Raw genomic sequence first — 19419 nt, 5'->3', positions numbered from 1 at the left:
TCACACCTCCGAATCATCACAGTCCGTCATTCCCATCATCAGTTTCATATAAATATTCGTATATCGTTCTTTCTCACTGCCCTCCGAGTATGCCATCGCCTGCAGGAAGAACTGCTTCGCCTGCTCACGGTTTTTCCAGATGTCCTCCGTACCATAGCAGACAGTGCGGACGGTCTCTGCACCGTCTTCGACATCTGTCAGAAGGTGCCATACCCCATCCCGCAGGTGTGCCAACAGAACTCTCTGCGGCAGGATCTCCCCTGCCTGGGCATCCCTGAAACTTTCCCGATATCCGGGATGTGCTTTTACCGGATGCCCGGAAAGGAGCGGCACCGCCTGCCCCTTATCCAGATCCACATACCCTCCGGGCGTCATCATGGAAATCCTCTCATCCGTATGCCGCTCAAGGAATTCCCTCACCGTAACTCGGTACGGCTGATCCGGTTTTGAAGGGCGCTCCTGGAACAATGCCTCAAGATACTTCTCTGCCTCCATAACGTATTTTTCTACTGCCTCTTCGATCAGGCTGTTTCTGGAAATGCTGTGTCCTTCCAGACGGCTCCGCTCCTTCCGGATAATCTCCAGCCCATCCAGCATGGCCTCCGGCAGCTTGATATTCAGATTCTTTTTCCCCATCGGTTACCTCCTGCAATCGTCCAGATAGCCGTTTAAAAATGCCTCGGCTGAGTGCTTTCCAACGCTGTCTGCAAGAGCCTGTTCTAAAATTGCTTTGTCAAACCCCAAATCTTCATAGCCGTCTGCCAGCACTTTGTAATAGTAGCATGATGGACTGGCAAGACGGTTTTTTTCATTCATGATGTACACCATCGCAGTCAATTCCTGTCTCACCTCCGTGCCGGTAATCTGAACCGGCAACGTCAGTTCTTTTTTATAGTAAAATGTTGGATAACCTTCGTAGCGGTCCAGGCTTTTTTCATCCTCCGGCGAAATCTCCCAGACCAGTACCGGCACCCGCTTTCCTTTCCTCGGTTCAATGGTTGCACAGCCCTTAAACAACAGCGCATAATCTTTGATTTCCCCCGTCCCGACCACTTTTGCATCCGGACAGTAGCAAGCCATCAGTTTCACCGATAAGTTGCTGCCATAGGCTATGTAGTATCTTTTCCCGTTCATTTTCTTTTGCTCCTTTCTTCTGCCCTTTGTTGGCGGTATGGTATTCATCACTCTTTCTGCCAGAAATAGCAAGCATTTTCTTTCCAAAATACCCGACAAATGTGCCAGCTTCTGATTGTGTACTTTATCCCTTCCGGTAACACTCCAGATACTTCCGGGCATCCCTGTTCCCAATGCTATCCGCCAACCCCTTATCCAGAATATCGGTATCAAAATTCCACACGCTGTACCCTTCATCCAAAAGCCGGAAATAATCCATATCCGGCTTCCCAAGTCCCCGCCACTCGTGCAGCACATAGGCCATGCACCATTTCTTCTCCCGCATCTTCCTGCCGGAATCCAGCCTCGTGACAGACAGCCGTAACTGCTGCTTGTAATAATAATGCGGGCATCCCTCGTAACGGTCGAGCAGAGTTTCATCCCGTTCCGAGATCCTGTAGACCGCCGCAGGCACGTAGCAGTTTGCATCCTGCTCGATTGTCGCATAGTATCCGGTCATGCTCTTTTTAAATAAGAGCCGGTATCCGGGGATAACGGCAGTGCCAAGCGCCACGGCATCCGGGCAGCGGCTTTTCATCCGTTCCTGTGAAAGGTTGGAACCATATGCCAGATAAAATTTGTTTGGTTTCCGTAAAGCCTCAGTAGAGAACACTCCAGCCATCCCTACTCACCGCCTTCCGTTTCTTCCGTGATTTCCTCCGCAGAATATTCCACGCCCTGGAAATCCGCTGTGTTTAATTCGATCTGGCTGTCCTGCCACCAGTTCTCCACCATGCGGAGGGCTTCCTCCGGCGTGGCCTCTTTCATCTCTGATTCGTACACGGTGATCTCCCTCTGGTAAAGTTCCGATACCGTCACTTTAAATGCCCGGCCCCTTGGAGCGGTATCCATATGTTTCATCCTGTTTTCGTTTTTCATGATATCTTCGCCTCCTTCTACTACCTCAAGGGCGGTTGCCCGCCCGGAAATATCTATGTATGCTGTGCCTGATCTTTACGATCTCCCATGCCTCCATGCGCAGTTCCCTTCCGCGTTCCGCATGAAATACTCCCTTGCGGTTTTGAACTCGTCCCCGATGAATCCCAGCCGGAGCATCCAGCACCGTAATGCGTAGGCCACATTTTCGTCCTGCTGCTTTTTCGGGCTTGCGTACCGCAGTTCTTTTGCAAGTTCGCTCATCGCAAGACAGAGCTGGATCATGGATTTCAGCTGCCCTGCATGAAGCCCTCCCTGTCTGCCGTCTCCCGGTTCATCAAACTGGAAAAGCCGGAATTCGATGGTATGGTAGCGGTTGAAAAAACTGTGGAGATTGAGCATTCTGTACCGGGTTGACGAGTAGTGTGAAGTGTCTCTTGCCCCGTTGTACCAGCACCGGCTGAGTGCCTCCATAGTCTTCGGTTTACTCCGGTTTAAACGCTCCAGAAAAGCCGGGTCTACCGTGCGGCAGTAGCGGCTCTGCCTCCAGCGGTCGATCCTGACCGCCTGTGTCAGCTGTTCCTCGTGAGCCGCCATGATGTTGACCAGGTTCCGGATGGTCTGCGGCGTGTGGCCTTCTCCTGAAATATGGATGTGGACTCCGCAGCCCCGGCTTGCCGAGCTTCGTCCCCCTGCCTTGCGGAGGACTCTGATAAGCTGCTGGAGCATCTCGATGTCGCCGTAGGTAAGGACCGGGGTGACCATCTCGCATTTTTCGCTGTCCGGCCCCTCGATGCTCACATCCCTCTGGAACTTCCATTCCCTTCCCTGTGCGTCCCATGCCGACCAGGTGTAATATCCGTTCCGGCCTGCTGTGTATTCATATCTTCCGGTTCCAAAGAACTCTGCCGCTTTCTTTGCCGCCTTTTCCCTTGTAATGTTGTTCATCTCTACTTCCACGCCCACCGTCTGGTTTTTCATTGCCTCAATCTGTGCTCTTGTCTTTTCGTTCATGTTCGTTATCTCCTTTGCTAAAGCCGCTTGTCTGCGGTGTTTTCTGCTCTTTTGTTGTGTCTATATATCACTCTGAACGCAGATAATAGCAAGTTGATAACGGGCATAAATGTACCAAAGTTCAAAGGAAAAATGTGTGTATTTTATGGCAGGGAAAATGCTTGATAATACACATTTTCAGAGGTAATATCACTTACAATGGAGAAGGTGCCTGATTATCTCCCGGCCCCATTTGCGGGAAACTGCAGGTTACCACATATCCGAACTGCAGGGACAGCATACATAAAACATCCCGTCCTTCCGGTCCACATCTGCCCCGTACCCGCTGTTCATGATCCGTTTTTTCACTTCTTCCGTTGGTTTCAGTTCATAAGGGTTCCAGCATCCATGCGAAAAATACACCTGTTCTGTTCCATCAATGGCGTCTACCGCTTTCTGGTATGCCAGTTTGCAGATATTTTCCATCATGACTCCCCACCTCCTGTCATTGTCTTTTTTTCCTCACGCTTCGCTTTATTTTTCGCTTTTGCCTTTTCCGCCTCCTCCGGGGTCCGGAATGCAACGTGGCCGGAAAGATTCTCCATCAGCACCTTCCGGGCAGCTTTGCAGGCATCCCCATTCATCCCAAGCCGGAGCAGCCAGATGCGGAATGCGTATTTTTCGTTTTCCGTGTTGACCTCTTTTGCCTGAATGCGTTTCTGGGAAAGCGCCATGGCATTCATCATGGCTGCAAGCTGGCGGAATGCATCGGCGTGTGCCTGGTCTGCCGGAACCGGAAACCCTGTGAAGGAAATCTGCTGTTCTGTGATCTGAAGCCCCTCCATACCGTCGTGCGTTTCTGTGTAATCTGCCAGCGTTTTCAAAAAGGTCTGGACTGTGGCGGTGCAGGCATCCTCTTTTAAGATCTCTGCCAGCGCCTTTTCCACACGGAAGTTCCCGCCGGATGCCTTGCTAAGAAGCGGGCCCCTGCTGTAGATCATGTTCACAAGGTTTCTTAAGGAAACTCCGGTATGTTCCCCGACCGGAAAGCTGATCGCCAATTCCAACGGTTCCTTTCCTTCTTGGGCGGCTGTTTCTTCCTGAACCTCTGACTCATATTCACGGTCCGGGATGGAATCTGTCTCTGCTGTTTCCTCTGTCTGCTCTGGTCCTTCCGCTGCCGCTTCGAGGATTCCCTCTGCATCCTTAATCAGCCCCTCGTCTTTTAGCGTGGTCAGGATTCCAAAGTCTGCCACATCTTCTTCCACTGTAAGGCTGCCGTCACGCTCTACCGTGTAAACTCCAATCTCATAGGCACATCTTGGCATCCTTGTGTAATGCGGGGCAGTCCCCGTAAGTTCCCCAAGCCTTTTTACCAGCGCTTTCCTGTCTGCTATGTTCAACTCAAATCTCATCATAACCTGCTGCTCCTTTCCTTTACCGGTTTATGCCGGTGTTTTTTAGCGTATGGTATTAATCACTCTAAAGCCGGTATAAGTCAACGGATATCCCCGCAAATGTGCAGAATTGACCTAATGCACAAATCTGCTGCCAGGAATTGTGCATTAGTCTCCAGCCTTACCCACGTTTTGCTTCCTGCTTTTTTTCTTCCTGCCCAGCCATCCCATAAAACATCCCTCCTATGTATCATGGCAGGGGTCCTCCCTGCTGCTTATGGTTTCCCATCGGCAGCAAAGACGACCTCCGCCATTGTTCATTCCTCTGTTTCTGCCCCGTGCTGTGCAGCCCAGGCAATACCGGCCAGTACGAAATAAGCGCACGGCAACGCGATCCCATTCCCCCACAATTTATACTCTGCGGAATCCGAGTATGGGTCCGCCAGCCATTTCCGGATCTGTTTCTCCGTCTTTGGCTTTTTGGATGTCCCCATGACCTTCCGGTGTGTTTCCCACACTTCCGTCCAGAACGCTATTTCCTCCCCGGTCGGGTCCTCGATTCTCAGGCCGCCGCACCACCAGTCCGGGAAGCCCTGGAGCCTTGCACACTCGGTCGGAGTCAGGCGGCGCACAATATAGTACGGTTCCACGATATGGTAATCACCGCTGAATGCCTCCTGGTTGCCAAGCCACTGCTTGGAGCCCATGCTGGCGGACAGCGTCCCAAACACATCCTTCCCGGATGCAGTCTTTGCATTTACCACTGGCGGGTCTTTATAATCCCTCGCCATCAAAGTCGGAGCCTTTTCCTTTACCACCTGAGCATATTCCCCGGTAGTCATGCAGTAGGCAACTGCATGGCGGTCGGCCGCATCCAGTGTAAAGGACACATCCTCATTGATACCGCTGCCCTGCGGTCCGTTCTTATCCTCCCTGCCAATCATGCTGCCCTGCAGGACGTAGGTCTGCTGTTTCATTCCCGGTTCTGCCGCAAGTGCGCCGGACTTATCCCCAAGATCCCGGACTTCGTCCCTCTGGTTCTGCGCGAAAGCGACAATGGCGATCCCTCCCTGGTTGCATCCCGGATTTCCGCCATTGGCATCCAGCGTCCGGCTGGTCTGCGCTTCATAAAACCCTGACTTCGGATTATCTGACTTCATGGCGTTGCTATCCTTGGAACAGATGCCGAACGCGCCTACCACCAGTTCACTGCACCGTGTTTCCCCGACATCAAAAGTATTCAGCGTGTTTGCCACATCCCCTTCTTTCCAGGTCTGGCCTTCCTCAGCTGAATGCGGGCGCGTCCCTTTGCAGAACGGCACGAACACCGTCTGGTCATTGTTGCAGCCAAGAGTCGCTGATTTGTCATCCTGTAATAAAATGCCTTTTCCCCCACCGTCACATCCGCTGCGGATTTTCATTGTCTTTGGTTTTTCAACTATAAAAGGCTGGTTATTGCCACCCATGCCATAAGTGGCGTTGACCGTAGGTGCTGTGTCCAGCGGTCCTTTATACCGGGTATCCTGTGAGTGGTTCTCATACATCTCGGCTTCCGGCGGTTCCCCTGACTCAGCCATGACCAGCGGCACGTTCCCGCCACCAGTCCCCATCCGACCAGTCAGCGTCTGTACCTTATCGTCTTCGGAAATCTTCACGCGGCTGTCCGCCGGGTGGTTCTCCAATGCGACCGCCGCCGGAACTACTCCGGCCCGCAGCGTGGGGGAGGTTTCTTCTTCATACCCAATACTCCGGGACTGCGCGGAATGCTCCGTACAGAACCCGGCTGCCTCCATCACGCATGGAGGATGGTGCGCCTCCGCCCGCAAGGTACAGGCGACTTCCTCGGTTACATCCATACGGCTGCCGCCCTGGTCATTTAAGACGATCCTTCCGGTTCCTCCGCCACCTGCCGCTCCAGCGCGATCCGCAAGATTTCCGGCAGCTCTTTGCCACGCACGGAAGCCCTCCGCAGAATACCCCGACACGCCTTCGGACTCAAATAATATCTCCGGGGCACGTTCACCTGCAAAATCTGCGACAAGGAAGATACGTTTTCTTCTCTGGGGTACTCCCCACCACTGCGCATCAAGGACTCTGTATGCGGCTGACCATCCGTCTCCCACATAGTAGTCGGCGTAGGGCCAGCCTTTTTTACCAGGCGCAGGCACCTGGGCGGCCGGTTCTTTAATGCCGATGACGGCTTCAAGGACCGCCCTGAAATCTTCTCCTTTGTTGCTGGAGAAGGCGCCGGGGACGTTTTCCCAGCAGATAAATCTTGGTTTCTCTCCATTGGTCTTCTCCCTCATTTCTCTCACGATTCTGATCGCCTCATAAAACAGACTGGAGCGTGAACCGTCCAGACCGTTTCTTTTCCCGGCGATAGACATATCCTGACACGGTGAACCGAAGGTAATGATATCTACAGGCGGGAGGTCTGCCCCGCTGATACCCAAAACATCTCCATAATGTTTCATCTGCGGAAGCCTTGCTGTAGTCACACGTACAGCGAATGGCTCAATCTCGGATGCCCACAGAGGCGTCACCCCGGCAAGGATGCCGGCCAGAGGAAAACCCCCGGAACCGTCAAACAGGCTGCCGAGGGTCAGCGTCTTATCTCCCGTCATTCCAGCACACCTCCAGACTCCGTGGCTGCCTGCTCCCCTGACGGAAGATCCTCTGTATCCAGCTGCACTACCTCATCCAGTGACAGCTTCTGCCCGTCACGGATGACGTACACATCCGATGCGTTTCCATCCTTCAGTTCGATATACCGCTTCACGATGACATCCACAAATTTTGTCTCCAGCTCGATGCCCATGCACACCCGGTCCGTTTCCTCACAGGCCACCAGCGTCGAGCCGGAACCCAGGAACGGGTCAAGCACGATGCCGTTGGTCATGGTGCTGTTACGGATGGGATAAGACATCAGCCCCACCGGTTTCATGGTCGGATGGTCTTTGTTTGCCTTCGGGCGGTCATATTCCCAGATGGTGGTCTGCTTACGGTCACTGTACCACTGGTGTTTTCCGTCCTTCTTCCACCCAAAGAGGCACGGCTCGTGCATCCACTGGTATGGCGACCGGCCAAGCACCAGCGCGTTCTTCTTCCAGATGCAGCACCCGGAAAGATAGAACCCGGCGGCATCGAATGCCTTTCGGAAGATCAGCCCCTTGGTGTCTGCATGGAAGATATAAATGGAGCCGTCATCCGCCAGATTTTCAAACATACACTGCATGGCTTTTAATGTGAAATCATAAGCCTCATAATCCGGCAGGTCGTCATTCTGGATCGTGCCGGCCGTTCCCTGGTAGGCAACAAAATAGGGAAGGTCACTGAGTACCAGGTTTACCTTCATTTTTTCCAGCAGCCGCCCATAACTTTCCGGCAGGGTGGAATCCCCGCAGTACACACGGTGCCTGCCAAGCATCCACAAATCCCCGGATCGCGAGAAGGCCGGCCGTTTCAGCTCACTCTCTACATCGAAGTCATCTTCCCTAACTTCCTTGGAATGTACCTTGTTGAAAAGCGTTTCAATCTCCGGCGGGTCAAAACCTGTTTTCCCTAAATCAAAGTCGCTGTTCTCGATGTCCTTCAGCAGATCAGCCAGCAGGGAATCATCCCACGCCCCCGTGATCTTATTGAGGGCAATGTTCAGCGCCTTCTCCCGGACCTTGTCAATATCGACCACAGCACACGGCACTTCCGTGTATCCCAGATCCATAGCAACAGTCAGTCTCTGGTGGCCGCCGATGATCGTCATATCGGCATTGACCACAAGAGGGTCCGCAAACCCGAACTCCGTAATGGAATTCTTGATCTTCTCGTACTCCTTATCCCCCGGCTTCAGTTTCTTCCGAGGATTGTATGCGGCCGGCCTGAGTACGCCCACCGGCAGCACTTTCAGTTGTGCAGTCTTCTGCATCCATGCGTCCTCCTTTACTCAGACGCGCATGACCTCTGAGAACGGCACGAAAAAAGAGCCGAATAAGAACCCCGGCTCCGCCTCTTCCCCGTCCGGCTGCGTCTGTTCATTCATGGGACACCACTGTGGGTTTTCTCCATTTGCGGATGCAAGCACCCTGTCCTCACAGCAGTCAATCTCATGTACGCAGATACCCATCGTATTGCAGACGCAGTACACACCGATGGTTTCCATCTTATCCTTCATTTTCCTCACGCTCCTTCCGTTTCGCCCGTCCTCTGTTGGCGCAGGCATGGCTGCAATATTTCCTCACTCTCCCATACTCCCGGCTTGCCAAGAATGGTTTCCCACACTCCGGGCAGACAGCTGTCCGGGTGGATTTCCAGTTTTCCGGGTGCGGGTTTCTGTTCTTCCACGCATACCTGCAGGACACCGAGCAGAATATCCTCGGACGGCCTCTGCCGTTTGGCGTGACTGCCGCACCGCAGTTGGGGCAGAACCGTTTCGCCATATCCTCCAGCATCTCCGCTTCCGTATTTGCTTCCATCGCTGCCCCTCCTTCCTGTTTGGTTCATGCAGCACCGTTTCCATGCTGCGCCGTAACCCCGCCCATTTTGCGGAAAAATCCCAAAAAACACATAAAAAACAGTGAGGTGAATTTTCGTCCCGTCAGCATGGATGCCGCATGGGTAGTTCCTGTTTCATTCCAGATTTTCATGTTTCACCGGAACAAACAAAAACACACGAAAACTCCCCTTTTATCAAGGAATTTCATGTGTTTTGGTTCATTTCGGATATTTATAAGATGGGGACTGGCAGTGCTGCCGCGCCTCTTCGTCTGCTGATTTCATTTTGCGCCGTAACTGCCTGGCCCCCGGCCTATCAAATTCGCGGTTTTTTACGTTTGAGGGGGCGGCGGTCTCCGTGGCACTTCACCACAGAGAAGTGAACCCGGCCCCCGGTGGGCCCTTTCCGCCATAATGTACACAAACAAAACCACGAAAATCTGTGTAGTTTACGATATCGGATCTGCTGGATATATTCTGCTTTCAGAGGTAACATGACCATACCGCAAAGAAAGGAGGCATGAACCTTTGAAAGAGAAGCAGAAAAGGAACCGCCGCAGGAAAGTCTATCTCACTTACCAGAGAAACACCCCCTCTCCACAAATCCGTCTGGAAGGGAAGTGGCTGGAGCAGCTCGGCTTCACAGCTGGCAGCTTCGTGTCCATCCAGTGTGAGGAAGGACGGCTGGTGATTGAGAAAGACATGGCTCAATAGGTGTAGGTCGGATTGCTGTCTTCCGCCCGTGTCTTTTTATCATGGCACTGTTTACACAATGCTTGCAGGTTTCTCCGGTCCCAGAACAGCTTTGGATCGCCGCGGTGTGGGATGATGTGGTCAACCACTGTCGCCTTCACATACCGCGGCGGCTGTTTCTTCATGCACAGCACACACAGCGGATGCGCCTGCAGGTATTCCCGGCTGGTCTTCTGCCACTTCCTTCCGTACCCGCGCTTTGCAGCCGACCGCACTTCTTCCGGGTGCAGTGCTTTGTGTTTTTCACAATACTTTGTTCCCGATTCCACCAGTTCCACACAGCCGGGATGCTTACAGGGAACCTTGGGTTTCCAGGGCATCCCTATTCCTCCCACGGAAGTCCAGGCTTCCCGAAGTGTCCGTAAGAAGATATCAGGTTGTAGTCTACATCCAGAAGATGCAATCTGCTGATGATTCCCTTCGGTGTCAGATCATAGCTGTCATCCACATAAGCCTGAATGAAATCCAGCGGCTGGAACTCTGTACCAAAGCAGTCCACGTTGACTGACACCGGATGTTCCATCCCGATGGCATAGGCAATCTGTATCTCACACTGCTCCGCATATCCGGCCTGCACAATGTCACGGGCAATCTTCCGTGCCATATACGCAGCCGAGCGGTCTACCTTACTTGGATCTTTCCCGGACAGAGCTCCGCCGCCGATCCTGCCGATGCCGCCATAGGTATCACAGGCAAGTTTCCTTCCTGTCACACCACAGTCGGCAAAGGAACCGCCAACCACAAACCGTCCGGTCGGATTGACCAGTTTCACGAAGTCACCATTCAACCCGTACTCACAGGCAGCCAGCACCATCATTCCCTCAATGATGTGACGGAAATCGCTGACCTCCACATCCGGGCTGTGCTGCACGGAGCAGAGGAAAGCGGTGATCCGTCCGCTGCTGTAATCAAAGCTGACCTGCGCCTTGGCATCCGCCCGGAACATCTTTGACGGATGGTTCTTCAAAAGCCGCAGGAACTTGGTCGCCACGGCAAACGGAACCGGAAGGAGCTCCGGTGTTTCATTGGTGGCATATCCGAACATGATGCCCTGGTCTCCGGCTCCGCCCTTATCCACACCGAGAGCAATGTCCGGGGACTGCTCCCTTACCATAAGGGCAACATCCAGCGGGCTGATGATCTCCATCCTGCCGTATTCCGTCTTTCCCTTTCCGATGCGCTCCAGTACATCATCCACCAGTTTCCGGTAGTCCGGCTGGTGCTTACTGGTCAGTTCACCGGCAATGATCAGGCGGTTGTCCTTTAACAGACACTCAATCGCCACCCTGCTTTCCTTGTCATGTACCAGACAGTCCGTCACAATGGCATCCGCAACCTGGTCACAGATTTTATCGGGATGCCCGTCTGACACCTGTTCGCATGTTAAAATCCTGCTCATAGTTTTACTTCTCCTCTCGTTTCATGTATTACAAAGCAGGCACCCTTTGCCGTTGCCCACAAATTGGCCTGTTCAAAAGATGCCTGTTATGAACCCCTATCATTTTTTGACCTGCTATAACCACAATTCATCACTCTCACAATCGTTGCTGGTTGTTGCTGAATCTGTTGCCGAATAACTGCCCCTCTTTTTCCCTTTTTCCGTTCATTCAAAGTCCGTTTTTCCTTGAAAATACGGTACTTTTCATCGTTGCCGGATTTCTATTCTTTCTCTTTGTTGCTGATGTTGCTGTTAAAATATAAATCGTTCACGGGGAAATAAATAATAAAAGCTAACCATATCAGCAGCAACATCAGCAACACATGAAAAGCGGATAAGGGTTGTTCTTTAAAAATGCCGTATTTATCACGTTTTTCCGCATTTTAAAATAATGAAAGCAGCCATTTTCCGTTGCTGGATGTTGCCGCATTGTTGCCGCTGTTGCCGATAAAAACATAACATTGTGTAATTAAAAAATGCTGGAATGGGTTTCAAAATACCAGCAACAACGGCAACATCCAGCCGGGCAAGTAAACCGTTAATCAACAGGCACAAGCTCTGGGGCTACATCCTCATCCGGCAGAAATTCTACATCCAGCACCATTGGCGTGGCGCTCCCACTGCCATCTGCGGGGCGCTTCTTTACGATTGTGTATTTCCGGTCAATGGCTGGTTTAAAGTTTTTCATGCTCTCCGGCCGGTAACCATTTTCTTTACACCACTCCTGATACCTTGTGTACATTGCAGATGTCCTCAGTTCCTTCCCCGGAGCGTCTGCGATGCAGGCTGTAAAAAATTGTGCCATCCGGTCCGATTCCTTGTGGTAAGCATCAGTTGCCTCCAGCACGGACTTCGGCATAGCAAGCCCCTCTCTTTCAAAAAGCCTGTGCCCTTCCAGCAGCCAGTTAAAGATGCCGGACATATTTTCTTCCTCTGCAAAAAAAGCCTTCAATCCCTTATCCTGTTCTTCCTCCTCAAAATGGCGGTTGAACGGGATGATCTTGATACGGCCGGAATCGAACAGTGTAAGGTCTGTGATGTTCGGCAGATGGTTCGTGTTGATGAATATTTTAAAGTTCGGCCGGAACTCGAAACTGTTCTCATGCAGGAAACGTGCCGTAATGGAATCATTACCCGTCATACGCTTGGTAAAGGCCGCATCCATGGTGAGTTTCTTTTCCGGTTCCGAGATGTTCACGAACCGGGAGCCCGCAAGCCGCGCCACTTCCTCTGTGGGACCGTTGCTCTGTGCGTTAAACTTCATGGCAAGAAGGACGGGATCGGCGTTGCGGCCGTAGTCGCCCATGATCCGCAGGAATGTCTCCATCATGGTGCCTTTGCCGTTACGGGAGGTTGCTCCATAGAGGATAAACAGACACTCCATCCTGGTATCACCGGACAGTGCGTATCCCAATGCCTTCCGGATATACCGGATACGTTCTTCATCCCCCTGCATGACTTCCTCCATGAACTGCGTCCATCGCGGGCAGCCTGCTTCCGGATCGTAAACGACCGGGGAAATCTTCGTCAGGTAGTCCTCCGCCCGGTGTTCCCTGAATTCCAATGTTCTCAAATTCAGCGTCCCATTGGCAAGGTTGAACAGGTAAATATCCCGGTCAAAAAAGGACATCGCCAGCGGATACACGGATTTCGCATCTTTTAACATGGTTTCCCTGTGTTTCCTCTGCTGCAGCTTGCGGATGCGGTCGATGAACCGCTTTCTGGTATCCTCCTCCTTGATTTTGATTGCGTAAGTCAGAAGGCGGTCCGCTAAGAGCTTTGCCAGCTCCGCAACTTTCAGCCCTCCCGTGTCTGCCCGCCAGACCGTCCCGTCATATACATACCAGATGCCCCGGTCACGGTTATAACGCGCCACGCCTTTGAAATAGTCTGCAAACATATTTCCGACTCCGATCTCATCCCGGCCATAGCGGGGATTGGACTGCGGCTGCATCTCATCCAGCGTGGTCCTGATCTGGGAAAGGTCCGGGTTGTAATCCACTTCTTCCCCGTCAAGGTTCTTAAACTCATCCCCCGCATCCGTGATGTCCTGCGGATCGACCGGAAGGTAGATCGCACGGCAGGTGGACACAGCATTCCGGATGGAGATTGCCCCATAAGTGGTGCCGGACTGCTGCCGGTCCCATTTGGGGCGCATCATGCCGGAGGTACGGAAAATACGGTCAATCTGCTCCTCGTCACAGCCGCACCAGAACGCCAGCATGGAAAGAAAACCCATATCCGCATCGGACTGGTTATCAAAATATTTCTGCCAGTTGCCCTCATAGTAATCCATGAAGCGATCTCCATTGGCAGACTTCCCCGCATGTTCCAGCACTTCCTCATCCGACAGGTAGGAACACGGCTCAATGTGTGTGTTCACCACCTGGCTCTTTCGCTTCATCAGCGTATCCAGCAAAGTTTGAAGCGCCGGCATATCCGTTGGGACGGTTCCTTCCCGGTACTTATTTCCTGTCACCGTTACGAAACGGTTTGTCGCCCCGGCAAGATAAACCTCCAAACCAAGGGTACGGTTATTGATGTAATAAATGGTTTTGTCAAAATTAAAATCCGCGTCCACATGGAAGAACCCGCGCAGGCCGGTTCCGGACGGGGACCGTTCAACATAAGCGTCTTTGAAGATTCCAAGCACGGAAGCAGCCACATCGTTGAGGCTCCCATCTTCACGGATACAGTGGTCAATATCAAAAGCACCGATGCCGTTATCTACACGGATACCGATACCGTCATATCCGCCCATTGCATAAGTTTTAATGACTGTGTTGAAATCCGAGAAGGTTGCGGCATTATTGCTCTGTGCCTTTCTCCCGGTTGCCGGGTCATAGGGCACCTTGGTAAGCCGTGCTGACCTGCCTTTTACCTTCTCCATCTTCCATACACAGAACCGGCAGGACGCTTTCAGATCCGCCGGGATGTTTACAAAATTCACCGGCGCACGGCCGTTACTGGTAGTTCCCACAATTTATCATCTCCAATCCTGGTTAGAAATCTTGTTGAATGTAAAATCCGGACATAAAAAGACCGCGCTCACTTATCCCGCACCTTTCCAGCCAGACCGAGATGCACTTCCACAGCATTTTCAATTTCATGTACTCTGTCCTCTCCGACACGCCCTACAAAACTTTTGAGGGCGCACTTGCCAATGGTAGTCACCTGCTCCGCCAGCACCATAGAAGGCTCCAGATTGGGACAGTCAGATGCTTCTGTCAAAACATGTGTTGGAAGATATGCTTTTTTCTTCTTGGAAGTCATCGGCACGACTGTCACAGTACCGGAATGCCCGTTTGCCGTGTCATTGCTCATAATAAATACCGGCCGGCATCCTTCCTGAACACTCGTCCCCGGATGCTTCCCAAGCTCTGCAAACCAAATGTCACCCCTAACTGGAGCTACGCCGTTATGTACGATGTCCGTTTGCGGTTTGGATATCAGTTTCTCCGGATTTCTCATCTTCCGGGAATACGCTGATTCCTTCCTCCTGTTTTTCCTGCCCAATCCTCTCACCTCCCGTGGTGTCTGCAAAAGAAAAAGCCGGAAACAGGACTGCTCCTGCTCCAGCTTTATGTTAGGAGGACATCTTTGTCCTCCGCCTCCCGGCATTATAAATAATACCACGGTTTTCACTCAAAAATAAAGGCTCCGAATATTCAACTTATTAAGGTAAATGTTCAGTTTATATATGGAAATGGTCAAGTTATTTTTTTTATACCATGAACATCCTAAAACGGAAAAATCCGGACGCATCATAACATCCGGATTCCGCTATGCAAACAATATTTCACTTTTCCAAATCATAAACGAATCCACTTCTCTTGCAAGAAGTCTTACTGCTTCATTCCTTCTCCGGGTAATCGTAGACTGCGATAAAGAAAACTTTCTTTCCACTTCTACTCGTGGCAGCTGTTTCAAAAACAAGGCTTCTGCCACTTCCTTTACCTCACCCTCTAATCCCATAATGCCGTGTTCTAAAAGATACACTTTTTCTTTATCATCCAAGTAAGCATCTATCAGTTTCCGATCCTTTCCGCGGATTCCTGGCTGAATAAATAAATCCTCATTTGGTGCAGTTTCTGGCATAAACGCTTCAAGATTAATCTGGCAGTGTTTCAATAAGAATCCTCGATTTTCTTCAAAATCCTTACACCCTTCTTTCATTTTAGGATATCGTCTAATGGCCTCTAAAATAAAGTCAGTAGCTTCCATACTTGCCCGTTCAACATTCTTTTTCTTTCTTCCCATCATAACTCCTCTGCGATCTGCTCCATTAATGACAGTTCCTCTGCTATAGCTTCGATTACTTTCTCCCGTGCATCTGCAATCTGCTGTGGCCGCAAACCATTCCCATGCTCATCCCTGACAGCACTCCATGCCTTATGTTCCATGAAAAGACACCGGAATACAGCCCTTGTCCTGTCATCCATCCGCTCATTCATGGCAGTCTCCACAATCTCCACCTGCTCACAGAGTTTCCGGTATTCATCCATCCGGCTCTGCGCCTCTTTTTGCATCCGGTATTTCTGTTTCTCCACATATCCATCTGCCAGCAGGATTGCCGCCCTTTCCGGGATATTGGAAAGATTGCTGGTCTGTACCCGCTCCCCTTCCTGCTGCCCTCCGCCAATCAAATCCTGTATCGCCATGTCCTCTGTATATTCAAACTCTCCCGTCATCAAATCCTGAAGCTGTTTCTTTTCCTTTACGGCATCTGAGTATGATCCGGCCAGAAGGAGGGCTTCCGTCAGGAACCGCTCCTCTATTTCATATTTTTCTTTCTTCGGTCGTCCCATGAATCGTCCTCCTTCCGTCCGAACCGTGTATTTTTGTCTTAACGGGCACTATGCCCTTACCGGCCAAGTCTGGCCTTGACCGCAGCGATCAGCTTTTCCTGCGTCACGTCCTTTTCTTCCAGTGCCGCCATTACATCTTCATCCACTGTGCCTTTCGTAATGATGTGATGAATTGTCACCACATCCGTCTGCCCCTGCCGCCAGAGTCGGGCATTGGTCTGCTGGTAAAGTTCCAGGCTCCAGGTCAGTCCGAACCAGATCAGGATGTGCCCTCCCTGCTGGATGTTCAAACCATGTCCAGCACTTGCCGGATGGATCAGTGCAACCGGGATATTCCCGGCATTCCAATCCCGGATATCCTCGCTGTTCTTAATGTCCCTCGGACAATACCCCATCTTCATGAGATGTTCTTCAATACGTTTCTTATCATGCTTAAACCAGTACGCTACCAGAACGCTCTGCCCGTTGGCCGCTTCGATCAAATCCTCCAATGCTTCCAGCTTGTGGTTGTGAATCCTGCGGGCTGTGCCATTCTCATCATACACAGCGCCGTTTGCCATCTGCAGGAGTTTCCCGGAAAGGGCTGCTGCATTGGCAGCGTCAATATCACCATCTTCCAACGGGATCAGCAGGTCTTTTGCCAGCATATCGTAGAGTTTCTTTTCCTGCGTGCTCATCTCCACTTCATGGCTGCTCATGATGCACTCCGGCATCTGGAGATAATCCAGTGCCTTCATGGAGATGGTAATATCCGAAATCCTTTCGTATATCTGCTCCTCTGCTCCCTCTCTGGGAACATACTGGAACACCACACCAGTCTGCGGATTCATGCTGCCAGCTTTAAAGTAGGCTTCCCGGTACCGGCCGATAAATTTCCCCAGACGCTGCCCTCCATCTAAAATCCCAATCTCCGCCCATAGGTCCATAAGGCCGTTAGAAGTCGGTGTGCCGGTCAGCCCGACCATCCGCCTCACAAAAGGGCGGATCTTCCGCAGAAACCGGAACCTCTGACTTTGATGGTTCTTAAAAGAAGAAAGCTCATCAATCACTACCATATCAAAATCCCACCGCAGGCCGTTCTTCTCGTAATACTCCACCAGCCATTTGACCGTCTCCCGGTTGATGACATACACCAGAGACGGATGGTTCAGTGCCCCGATCCGTGTCTTTACGTCCCCAACGATGACGGAAATGGAAAGGAACTTCAGGTGTTCCCACTTCTCTACTTCTGCCGGCCAGGTATCCCGTGCTACTCTGAGGGGAGCCACTACAAGAACCTTGGACACATCGAAGGTGTCCAGCATCAGGTCATTGATCGCTGACAGTGTGATTGCCGTCTTACCTCAACCCAAGCCCATATCGAGAAACAAAGCTGCAACAGGATGGGTCTTGATATAATCCGTGCAATAGCTCTGATAATCATGCGGTACGAACTTCATTCGGCATCACCTCCTTCCAGCAGCATCATATTCTTTAGTTCCGGGATTTCTGTCCCTACGCCTGTTGGGACCGGTTCTCCCGGTTCCCACTCCCCAAGCGCTTCCATGACCGGCTGTATCTGTTCCGGCCGGTCCACGCAGAACACAGGGAAGCCAAGCGCCAGTAACTGCTCCCTCCGTTTTCTCTGCAGCATACGCATCTGTTTTCCGGGAGCTTTCAGCTCTACAAAGGCGCACTTGCCGCAGGGCAGCAGGACCAGTCTGTCCGGCACCCCGTTCATCGTCTGGCTGGTAAACTTCACCGCTTTGCCGCCAGCCTTTTTGACTGCATCCACAAATGCCTTTTCCACTTCATTTTCCCTCACTGCTTCTTCCTCCTCCCGGTGTCCGCCGGCTGCTGTTTTTCTTCCGGCTGGATTTCCCATGCCTGCTGGACGGCAGTTTTTTCTTTTTCCTTTCCTCCCGCATAAGATTGCCAATGGCTGCGTCTGCGGTCGGATCAGAGTGGGAATGCCTGGACGGATGACCGGCAGTGGTTTCAGAGGAGTGTGTTACCCAACGGAATCCAAAATCTCTCGCAGGCATTACCCATTCATCTCCTTCCACTGCTGCCGCTCCATGGCAGCAACCTGCCAGCCGATGCCCTCCAGCACAGTCGCCCGGTCGTAAGACTCTACATCCTGGCTTGCCCGCGTGATGGCATTGGATAAACCGTACTGTGAGAGGTCGCCGCCGGAAATCAGATATTGCAGGATGTTGTCCTGCTCATCCTGGTTCAGCCCGTAACTGCGTCCGGTAAGTTCCACCACCTCCGGCACCTTTCCTGTAATCGGCACACTGGCTGCCTCTTTTAATCTGCCCACCACCTGTGCAAAACGGCTCTCCTCAATCGCCGCAGCCGTCACATCCCGGAGTTTCAAAAGAAACGCCTTGTCCTCCGCTTCGATGGTCTCATCCGAATAAATGTGAAAGCTGTCCTCTAATGCCCTGGCTGTCCTTCCCACATGGTTCTTCCGTTCGCCCATGTCATTGATTACCATTCCGTTCGTACACACAAGGCGGTAGACCAGCGGCTGTACGGAAACGGAACCAAGGCCAACCTCTGAGTTTGAGATCACCACGCCGGCCTGCATATAGTCTCCCGGAACAACCGCCATCTCCAGGCGGTGATTCACGATTTTTAAATACAGCCGGTTCTCCGTCACCTCGCAGGAAACCACCTCATACCGCTCCTGTCCGGCAAATAGCGGAAGGACTGCCGTGGCGATCTCCATATTGTCAATGCGGCGGTACCGTTCCGAAAGGAGCGCCCTTGCCACCGGACCGCTGCCGTAATCCATGGAGCGGATCATATAGCTGCCCGTCTTATCTGCAAACCACGAGTTCACGTTCTCTGCCAGCAGTTCCGGTTTCTGCGCCGACATCATGTCATAATACTTTGCCGGGATGCCAAGCGCCGATGCCACCTGCCTGTGGAAGAGCGGGCTGGTATCAAAAATTTCCTGCTGCCCGGAAACCACATGGTTGATTTCAAACGTCCGGCCGTCATCCCTGAGATGGAATGCCTCCGCCGGCCCGATATAATCTCTCTTTGCCCTGCTCTGGCGGTTCAGTTCCGCCATGACTTCTTTTAAACTTCTGCCTGTTTTCATATCAAAATCCTCGCTTTCCGCATCCTCCGATGCCATTTGGTATATGCCCGTACCCCTAAAGTTCAGCCCGGACCATCTTCTGGATGTTTCTCACAGCAGCATACAGCTTTATACGGTTTAAACGCGGCGCATCCAAAAACTGCTCCATAGCTTCCAGTTCTTCTTTCACATCATTCAGAATCGCCCTCTGATGGACTTCCAGTTTCTCGATCCTGCCCTCGTAGTATTTTTCCTGTTCCTCAAAGTCCGCCCTATCCTGTTCGATCTCAGATATATGCTCCTCAATGAAACGCCTTGGTTCCGGTCCGGCATATTCTTCGATCATCTCCAGCACATCCCTAAGTCCAAATACTGTGATTGTTTTTCCGTCTTTCATTTCCATCACATGAGCCATGCTGCCAC

The 19419-nt window shown here is 51.9% G+C and carries 22 protein-coding genes and 1 pseudogene; 1 reads left to right on the top strand and 22 read right to left on the bottom strand.

Annotated features, from left to right (window positions below):
• The 11 genes from ACGHCT_RS04800 to ACGHCT_RS04750 all read right to left on the bottom strand — a co-directional run bounded on the left by ACGHCT_RS04800 (nt 1) and on the right by ACGHCT_RS04750 (nt 8908).
• Nucleotides 1-636 (bottom strand): hypothetical protein, encoded by a 636-nt coding sequence (locus ACGHCT_RS04800; protein ID WP_390438586.1) that lies wholly within the window; start codon nt 634-636, stop codon nt 1-3.
• 3 nt (nt 637-639) lie between these two features.
• Complete coding sequence (locus ACGHCT_RS04795) at nt 640-1134, bottom strand: gamma-glutamylcyclotransferase family protein (RefSeq protein ID WP_390438583.1); 495 nt, start codon at nt 1132-1134, stop codon at nt 640-642.
• A 124-nt stretch (nt 1135-1258) separates the two neighbouring features.
• Entirely contained in the window at nt 1259-1795 is a 537-nt protein-coding gene (locus tag ACGHCT_RS04790) for a gamma-glutamylcyclotransferase family protein (protein ID WP_390438580.1), read from the bottom strand.
• 2 nt (nt 1796-1797) lie between these two features.
• Nucleotides 1798-2052 (bottom strand): hypothetical protein, encoded by a 255-nt coding sequence (locus ACGHCT_RS04785; protein WP_390438577.1) that lies wholly within the window; start codon nt 2050-2052, stop codon nt 1798-1800.
• Between the two features lie 75 nt (nt 2053-2127).
• Entirely contained in the window at nt 2128-3063 is a 936-nt protein-coding gene (locus ACGHCT_RS04780; RefSeq protein ID WP_390438574.1) for an amidoligase family protein, read from the bottom strand.
• Nucleotides 3064-3312: 249 nt separating this feature from the next.
• A complete protein-coding gene (locus ACGHCT_RS04775; RefSeq protein ID WP_390438571.1) occupies nt 3313-3531 on the bottom strand; it encodes a hypothetical protein in 219 nt (72 codons plus the stop codon).
• Nucleotides 3528-4460 (bottom strand): hypothetical protein, encoded by a 933-nt coding sequence (locus ACGHCT_RS04770; RefSeq protein WP_390438568.1) that lies wholly within the window; start codon nt 4458-4460, stop codon nt 3528-3530. The genes ACGHCT_RS04775 and ACGHCT_RS04770 overlap by 4 nt, the downstream gene beginning before the upstream one ends.
• A gap of 296 nt (nt 4461-4756) precedes the next feature.
• Nucleotides 4757-7063: a DNA cytosine methyltransferase gene (locus tag ACGHCT_RS04765; protein WP_390438565.1), complete on the bottom strand. Its 2307-nt coding sequence runs from the start codon at nt 7061-7063 to the stop codon at nt 4757-4759.
• Nucleotides 7060-8361, bottom strand: coding sequence for a site-specific DNA-methyltransferase (locus ACGHCT_RS04760; protein ID WP_390438562.1), 1302 nt, complete (start codon nt 8359-8361; stop codon nt 7060-7062). Before ACGHCT_RS04760 ends, ACGHCT_RS04765 begins: the two co-directional genes overlap by 4 nt.
• Nucleotides 8362-8379: 18 nt before the next feature.
• The gene (locus ACGHCT_RS04755) at nt 8380-8607 is read right to left on the bottom strand and encodes a hypothetical protein (RefSeq protein ID WP_390438559.1); all 228 of its coding nucleotides are present in this window, start codon (nt 8605-8607) and stop codon (nt 8380-8382) included.
• On the bottom strand, nt 8597-8908 hold the full coding sequence (locus ACGHCT_RS04750) for a hypothetical protein (protein WP_390438556.1): 312 nt from the start codon (nt 8906-8908) through the stop codon (nt 8597-8599). The genes ACGHCT_RS04755 and ACGHCT_RS04750 overlap by 11 nt, the downstream gene beginning before the upstream one ends.
• A 547-nt stretch (nt 8909-9455) precedes the next feature.
• Here ACGHCT_RS04750 and ACGHCT_RS04745 point away from each other — a divergent pair.
• Complete coding sequence (locus tag ACGHCT_RS04745) at nt 9456-9641, top strand: SymE family type I addiction module toxin (protein ID WP_390438553.1); 186 nt, start codon at nt 9456-9458, stop codon at nt 9639-9641.
• Here the strand turns inward: ACGHCT_RS04745 and ACGHCT_RS04740 are convergent.
• The 11 genes and pseudogenes from ACGHCT_RS04740 to ACGHCT_RS04690 all read right to left on the bottom strand — a co-directional run bounded on the left by ACGHCT_RS04740 (nt 9635) and on the right by ACGHCT_RS04690 (nt 19411).
• The gene (locus ACGHCT_RS04740) at nt 9635-10000 is read right to left on the bottom strand and encodes an HNH endonuclease (RefSeq protein ID WP_390438550.1); all 366 of its coding nucleotides are present in this window, start codon (nt 9998-10000) and stop codon (nt 9635-9637) included. The two genes, ACGHCT_RS04745 and ACGHCT_RS04740, sit on opposite strands and share 7 nt — an antisense overlap.
• Nucleotides 10001-10002: 2 nt before the next feature.
• Complete coding sequence (metK, locus tag ACGHCT_RS04735; RefSeq protein WP_390438547.1) at nt 10003-11079, bottom strand: methionine adenosyltransferase; 1077 nt, start codon at nt 11077-11079, stop codon at nt 10003-10005.
• A gap of 577 nt (nt 11080-11656) precedes the next feature.
• Nucleotides 11657-14098, bottom strand: coding sequence for a phage/plasmid primase, P4 family (locus tag ACGHCT_RS04730; protein WP_390438545.1), 2442 nt, complete (start codon nt 14096-14098; stop codon nt 11657-11659).
• Nucleotides 14099-14166: 68 nt separating this feature from the next.
• Nucleotides 14167-14634: a type II toxin-antitoxin system PemK/MazF family toxin gene (locus ACGHCT_RS04725; protein WP_390438542.1), complete on the bottom strand. Its 468-nt coding sequence runs from the start codon at nt 14632-14634 to the stop codon at nt 14167-14169.
• 267 nt (nt 14635-14901) lie between these two features.
• On the bottom strand, nt 14902-15381 hold the full coding sequence (locus ACGHCT_RS04720) for a hypothetical protein (protein WP_390438539.1): 480 nt from the start codon (nt 15379-15381) through the stop codon (nt 14902-14904).
• Nucleotides 15378-15926, bottom strand: coding sequence for a hypothetical protein (locus tag ACGHCT_RS04715; RefSeq protein WP_390438536.1), 549 nt, complete (start codon nt 15924-15926; stop codon nt 15378-15380). The genes ACGHCT_RS04720 and ACGHCT_RS04715 overlap by 4 nt, the downstream gene beginning before the upstream one ends.
• A gap of 56 nt (nt 15927-15982) precedes the next feature.
• Nucleotides 15983-17365: pseudogene (locus ACGHCT_RS04710) on the bottom strand (SNF2-related protein).
• Nucleotides 17362-17730, bottom strand: a complete 369-nt coding sequence (locus tag ACGHCT_RS04705) for a VRR-NUC domain-containing protein (protein ID WP_390438534.1) — start codon at nt 17728-17730, stop codon at nt 17362-17364. The pseudogene ACGHCT_RS04710 and the gene ACGHCT_RS04705 overlap by 4 nt, the downstream one beginning before the upstream one ends.
• Nucleotides 17717-17950 carry a hypothetical protein gene (locus ACGHCT_RS04700; RefSeq protein ID WP_390438533.1) on the bottom strand — a complete coding sequence of 78 codons (234 nt, stop codon included), beginning with the start codon at nt 17948-17950 and terminating at the stop codon, nt 17717-17719. Before ACGHCT_RS04700 ends, ACGHCT_RS04705 begins: the two co-directional genes overlap by 14 nt.
• Nucleotides 17950-19017, bottom strand: coding sequence for a DUF932 domain-containing protein (locus ACGHCT_RS04695; RefSeq protein WP_390438531.1), 1068 nt, complete (start codon nt 19015-19017; stop codon nt 17950-17952). Before ACGHCT_RS04695 ends, ACGHCT_RS04700 begins: the two co-directional genes overlap by 1 nt.
• A gap of 55 nt (nt 19018-19072) precedes the next feature.
• On the bottom strand, nt 19073-19411 hold the full coding sequence (locus ACGHCT_RS04690) for a hypothetical protein (protein ID WP_390438529.1): 339 nt from the start codon (nt 19409-19411) through the stop codon (nt 19073-19075).
• Nucleotides 19412-19419 lie beyond the last annotated feature (8 nt).

Source organism: Lactonifactor longoviformis, assembly GCF_042848515.1.
GTDB classification, from domain to species: domain Bacteria; phylum Bacillota; class Clostridia; order Lachnospirales; family Lachnospiraceae; genus Lactonifactor; species Lactonifactor longoviformis.
The sequence above is the reverse complement of the archived record's forward strand: the minus strand, read 5'-3'. Positions and strand labels throughout refer to the sequence as shown.

Excerpts from the sequence above, each read along its gene's own strand:
- ACGHCT_RS04785 (WP_390438577.1), bottom strand. The coding sequence starts at position 2,052 with ATGAAAAACGAAAACAGGATGAAACATATGGATACCGCTCCAAGGGGC.
- ACGHCT_RS04695 (WP_390438531.1), bottom strand. The coding sequence starts at position 19,017 with ATGAAAACAGGCAGAAGTTTAAAAGAAGTCATGGCGGAACTGAACCGC.
- ACGHCT_RS04780 (WP_390438574.1), bottom strand. The coding sequence starts at position 3,063 with ATGAACGAAAAGACAAGAGCACAGATTGAGGCAATGAAAAACCAGACG.
- ACGHCT_RS04760 (WP_390438562.1), bottom strand. The coding sequence starts at position 8,361 with ATGCAGAAGACTGCACAACTGAAAGTGCTGCCGGTGGGCGTACTCAGG.
- ACGHCT_RS04755 (WP_390438559.1), bottom strand. The coding sequence starts at position 8,607 with ATGAAGGATAAGATGGAAACCATCGGTGTGTACTGCGTCTGCAATACG.
- ACGHCT_RS04800 (WP_390438586.1), bottom strand. The coding sequence starts at position 636 with ATGGGGAAAAAGAATCTGAATATCAAGCTGCCGGAGGCCATGCTGGAT.
- ACGHCT_RS04715 (WP_390438536.1), bottom strand. The coding sequence starts at position 15,926 with ATGGGACGACCGAAGAAAGAAAAATATGAAATAGAGGAGCGGTTCCTG.
- ACGHCT_RS04775 (WP_390438571.1), bottom strand. The coding sequence starts at position 3,531 with ATGATGGAAAATATCTGCAAACTGGCATACCAGAAAGCGGTAGACGCC.
- ACGHCT_RS04795 (WP_390438583.1), bottom strand. The coding sequence starts at position 1,134 with ATGAACGGGAAAAGATACTACATAGCCTATGGCAGCAACTTATCGGTG.
- ACGHCT_RS04720 (WP_390438539.1), bottom strand. The coding sequence starts at position 15,381 with ATGATGGGAAGAAAGAAAAAGAATGTTGAACGGGCAAGTATGGAAGCT.
- metK (WP_390438547.1), bottom strand. The coding sequence starts at position 11,079 with ATGAGCAGGATTTTAACATGCGAACAGGTGTCAGACGGGCATCCCGAT.
- ACGHCT_RS04750 (WP_390438556.1), bottom strand. The coding sequence starts at position 8,908 with ATGGAAGCAAATACGGAAGCGGAGATGCTGGAGGATATGGCGAAACGG.
- ACGHCT_RS04790 (WP_390438580.1), bottom strand. The coding sequence starts at position 1,795 with ATGGCTGGAGTGTTCTCTACTGAGGCTTTACGGAAACCAAACAAATTT.
- ACGHCT_RS04700 (WP_390438533.1), bottom strand. The coding sequence starts at position 17,950 with ATGCCTGCGAGAGATTTTGGATTCCGTTGGGTAACACACTCCTCTGAA.
- ACGHCT_RS04690 (WP_390438529.1), bottom strand. The coding sequence starts at position 19,411 with ATGGCTCATGTGATGGAAATGAAAGACGGAAAAACAATCACAGTATTT.
- ACGHCT_RS04765 (WP_390438565.1), bottom strand. The coding sequence starts at position 7,063 with ATGACGGGAGATAAGACGCTGACCCTCGGCAGCCTGTTTGACGGTTCC.
- ACGHCT_RS04770 (WP_390438568.1), bottom strand. The coding sequence starts at position 4,460 with ATGATGAGATTTGAGTTGAACATAGCAGACAGGAAAGCGCTGGTAAAA.
- ACGHCT_RS04740 (WP_390438550.1), bottom strand. The coding sequence starts at position 10,000 with ATGCCCTGGAAACCCAAGGTTCCCTGTAAGCATCCCGGCTGTGTGGAA.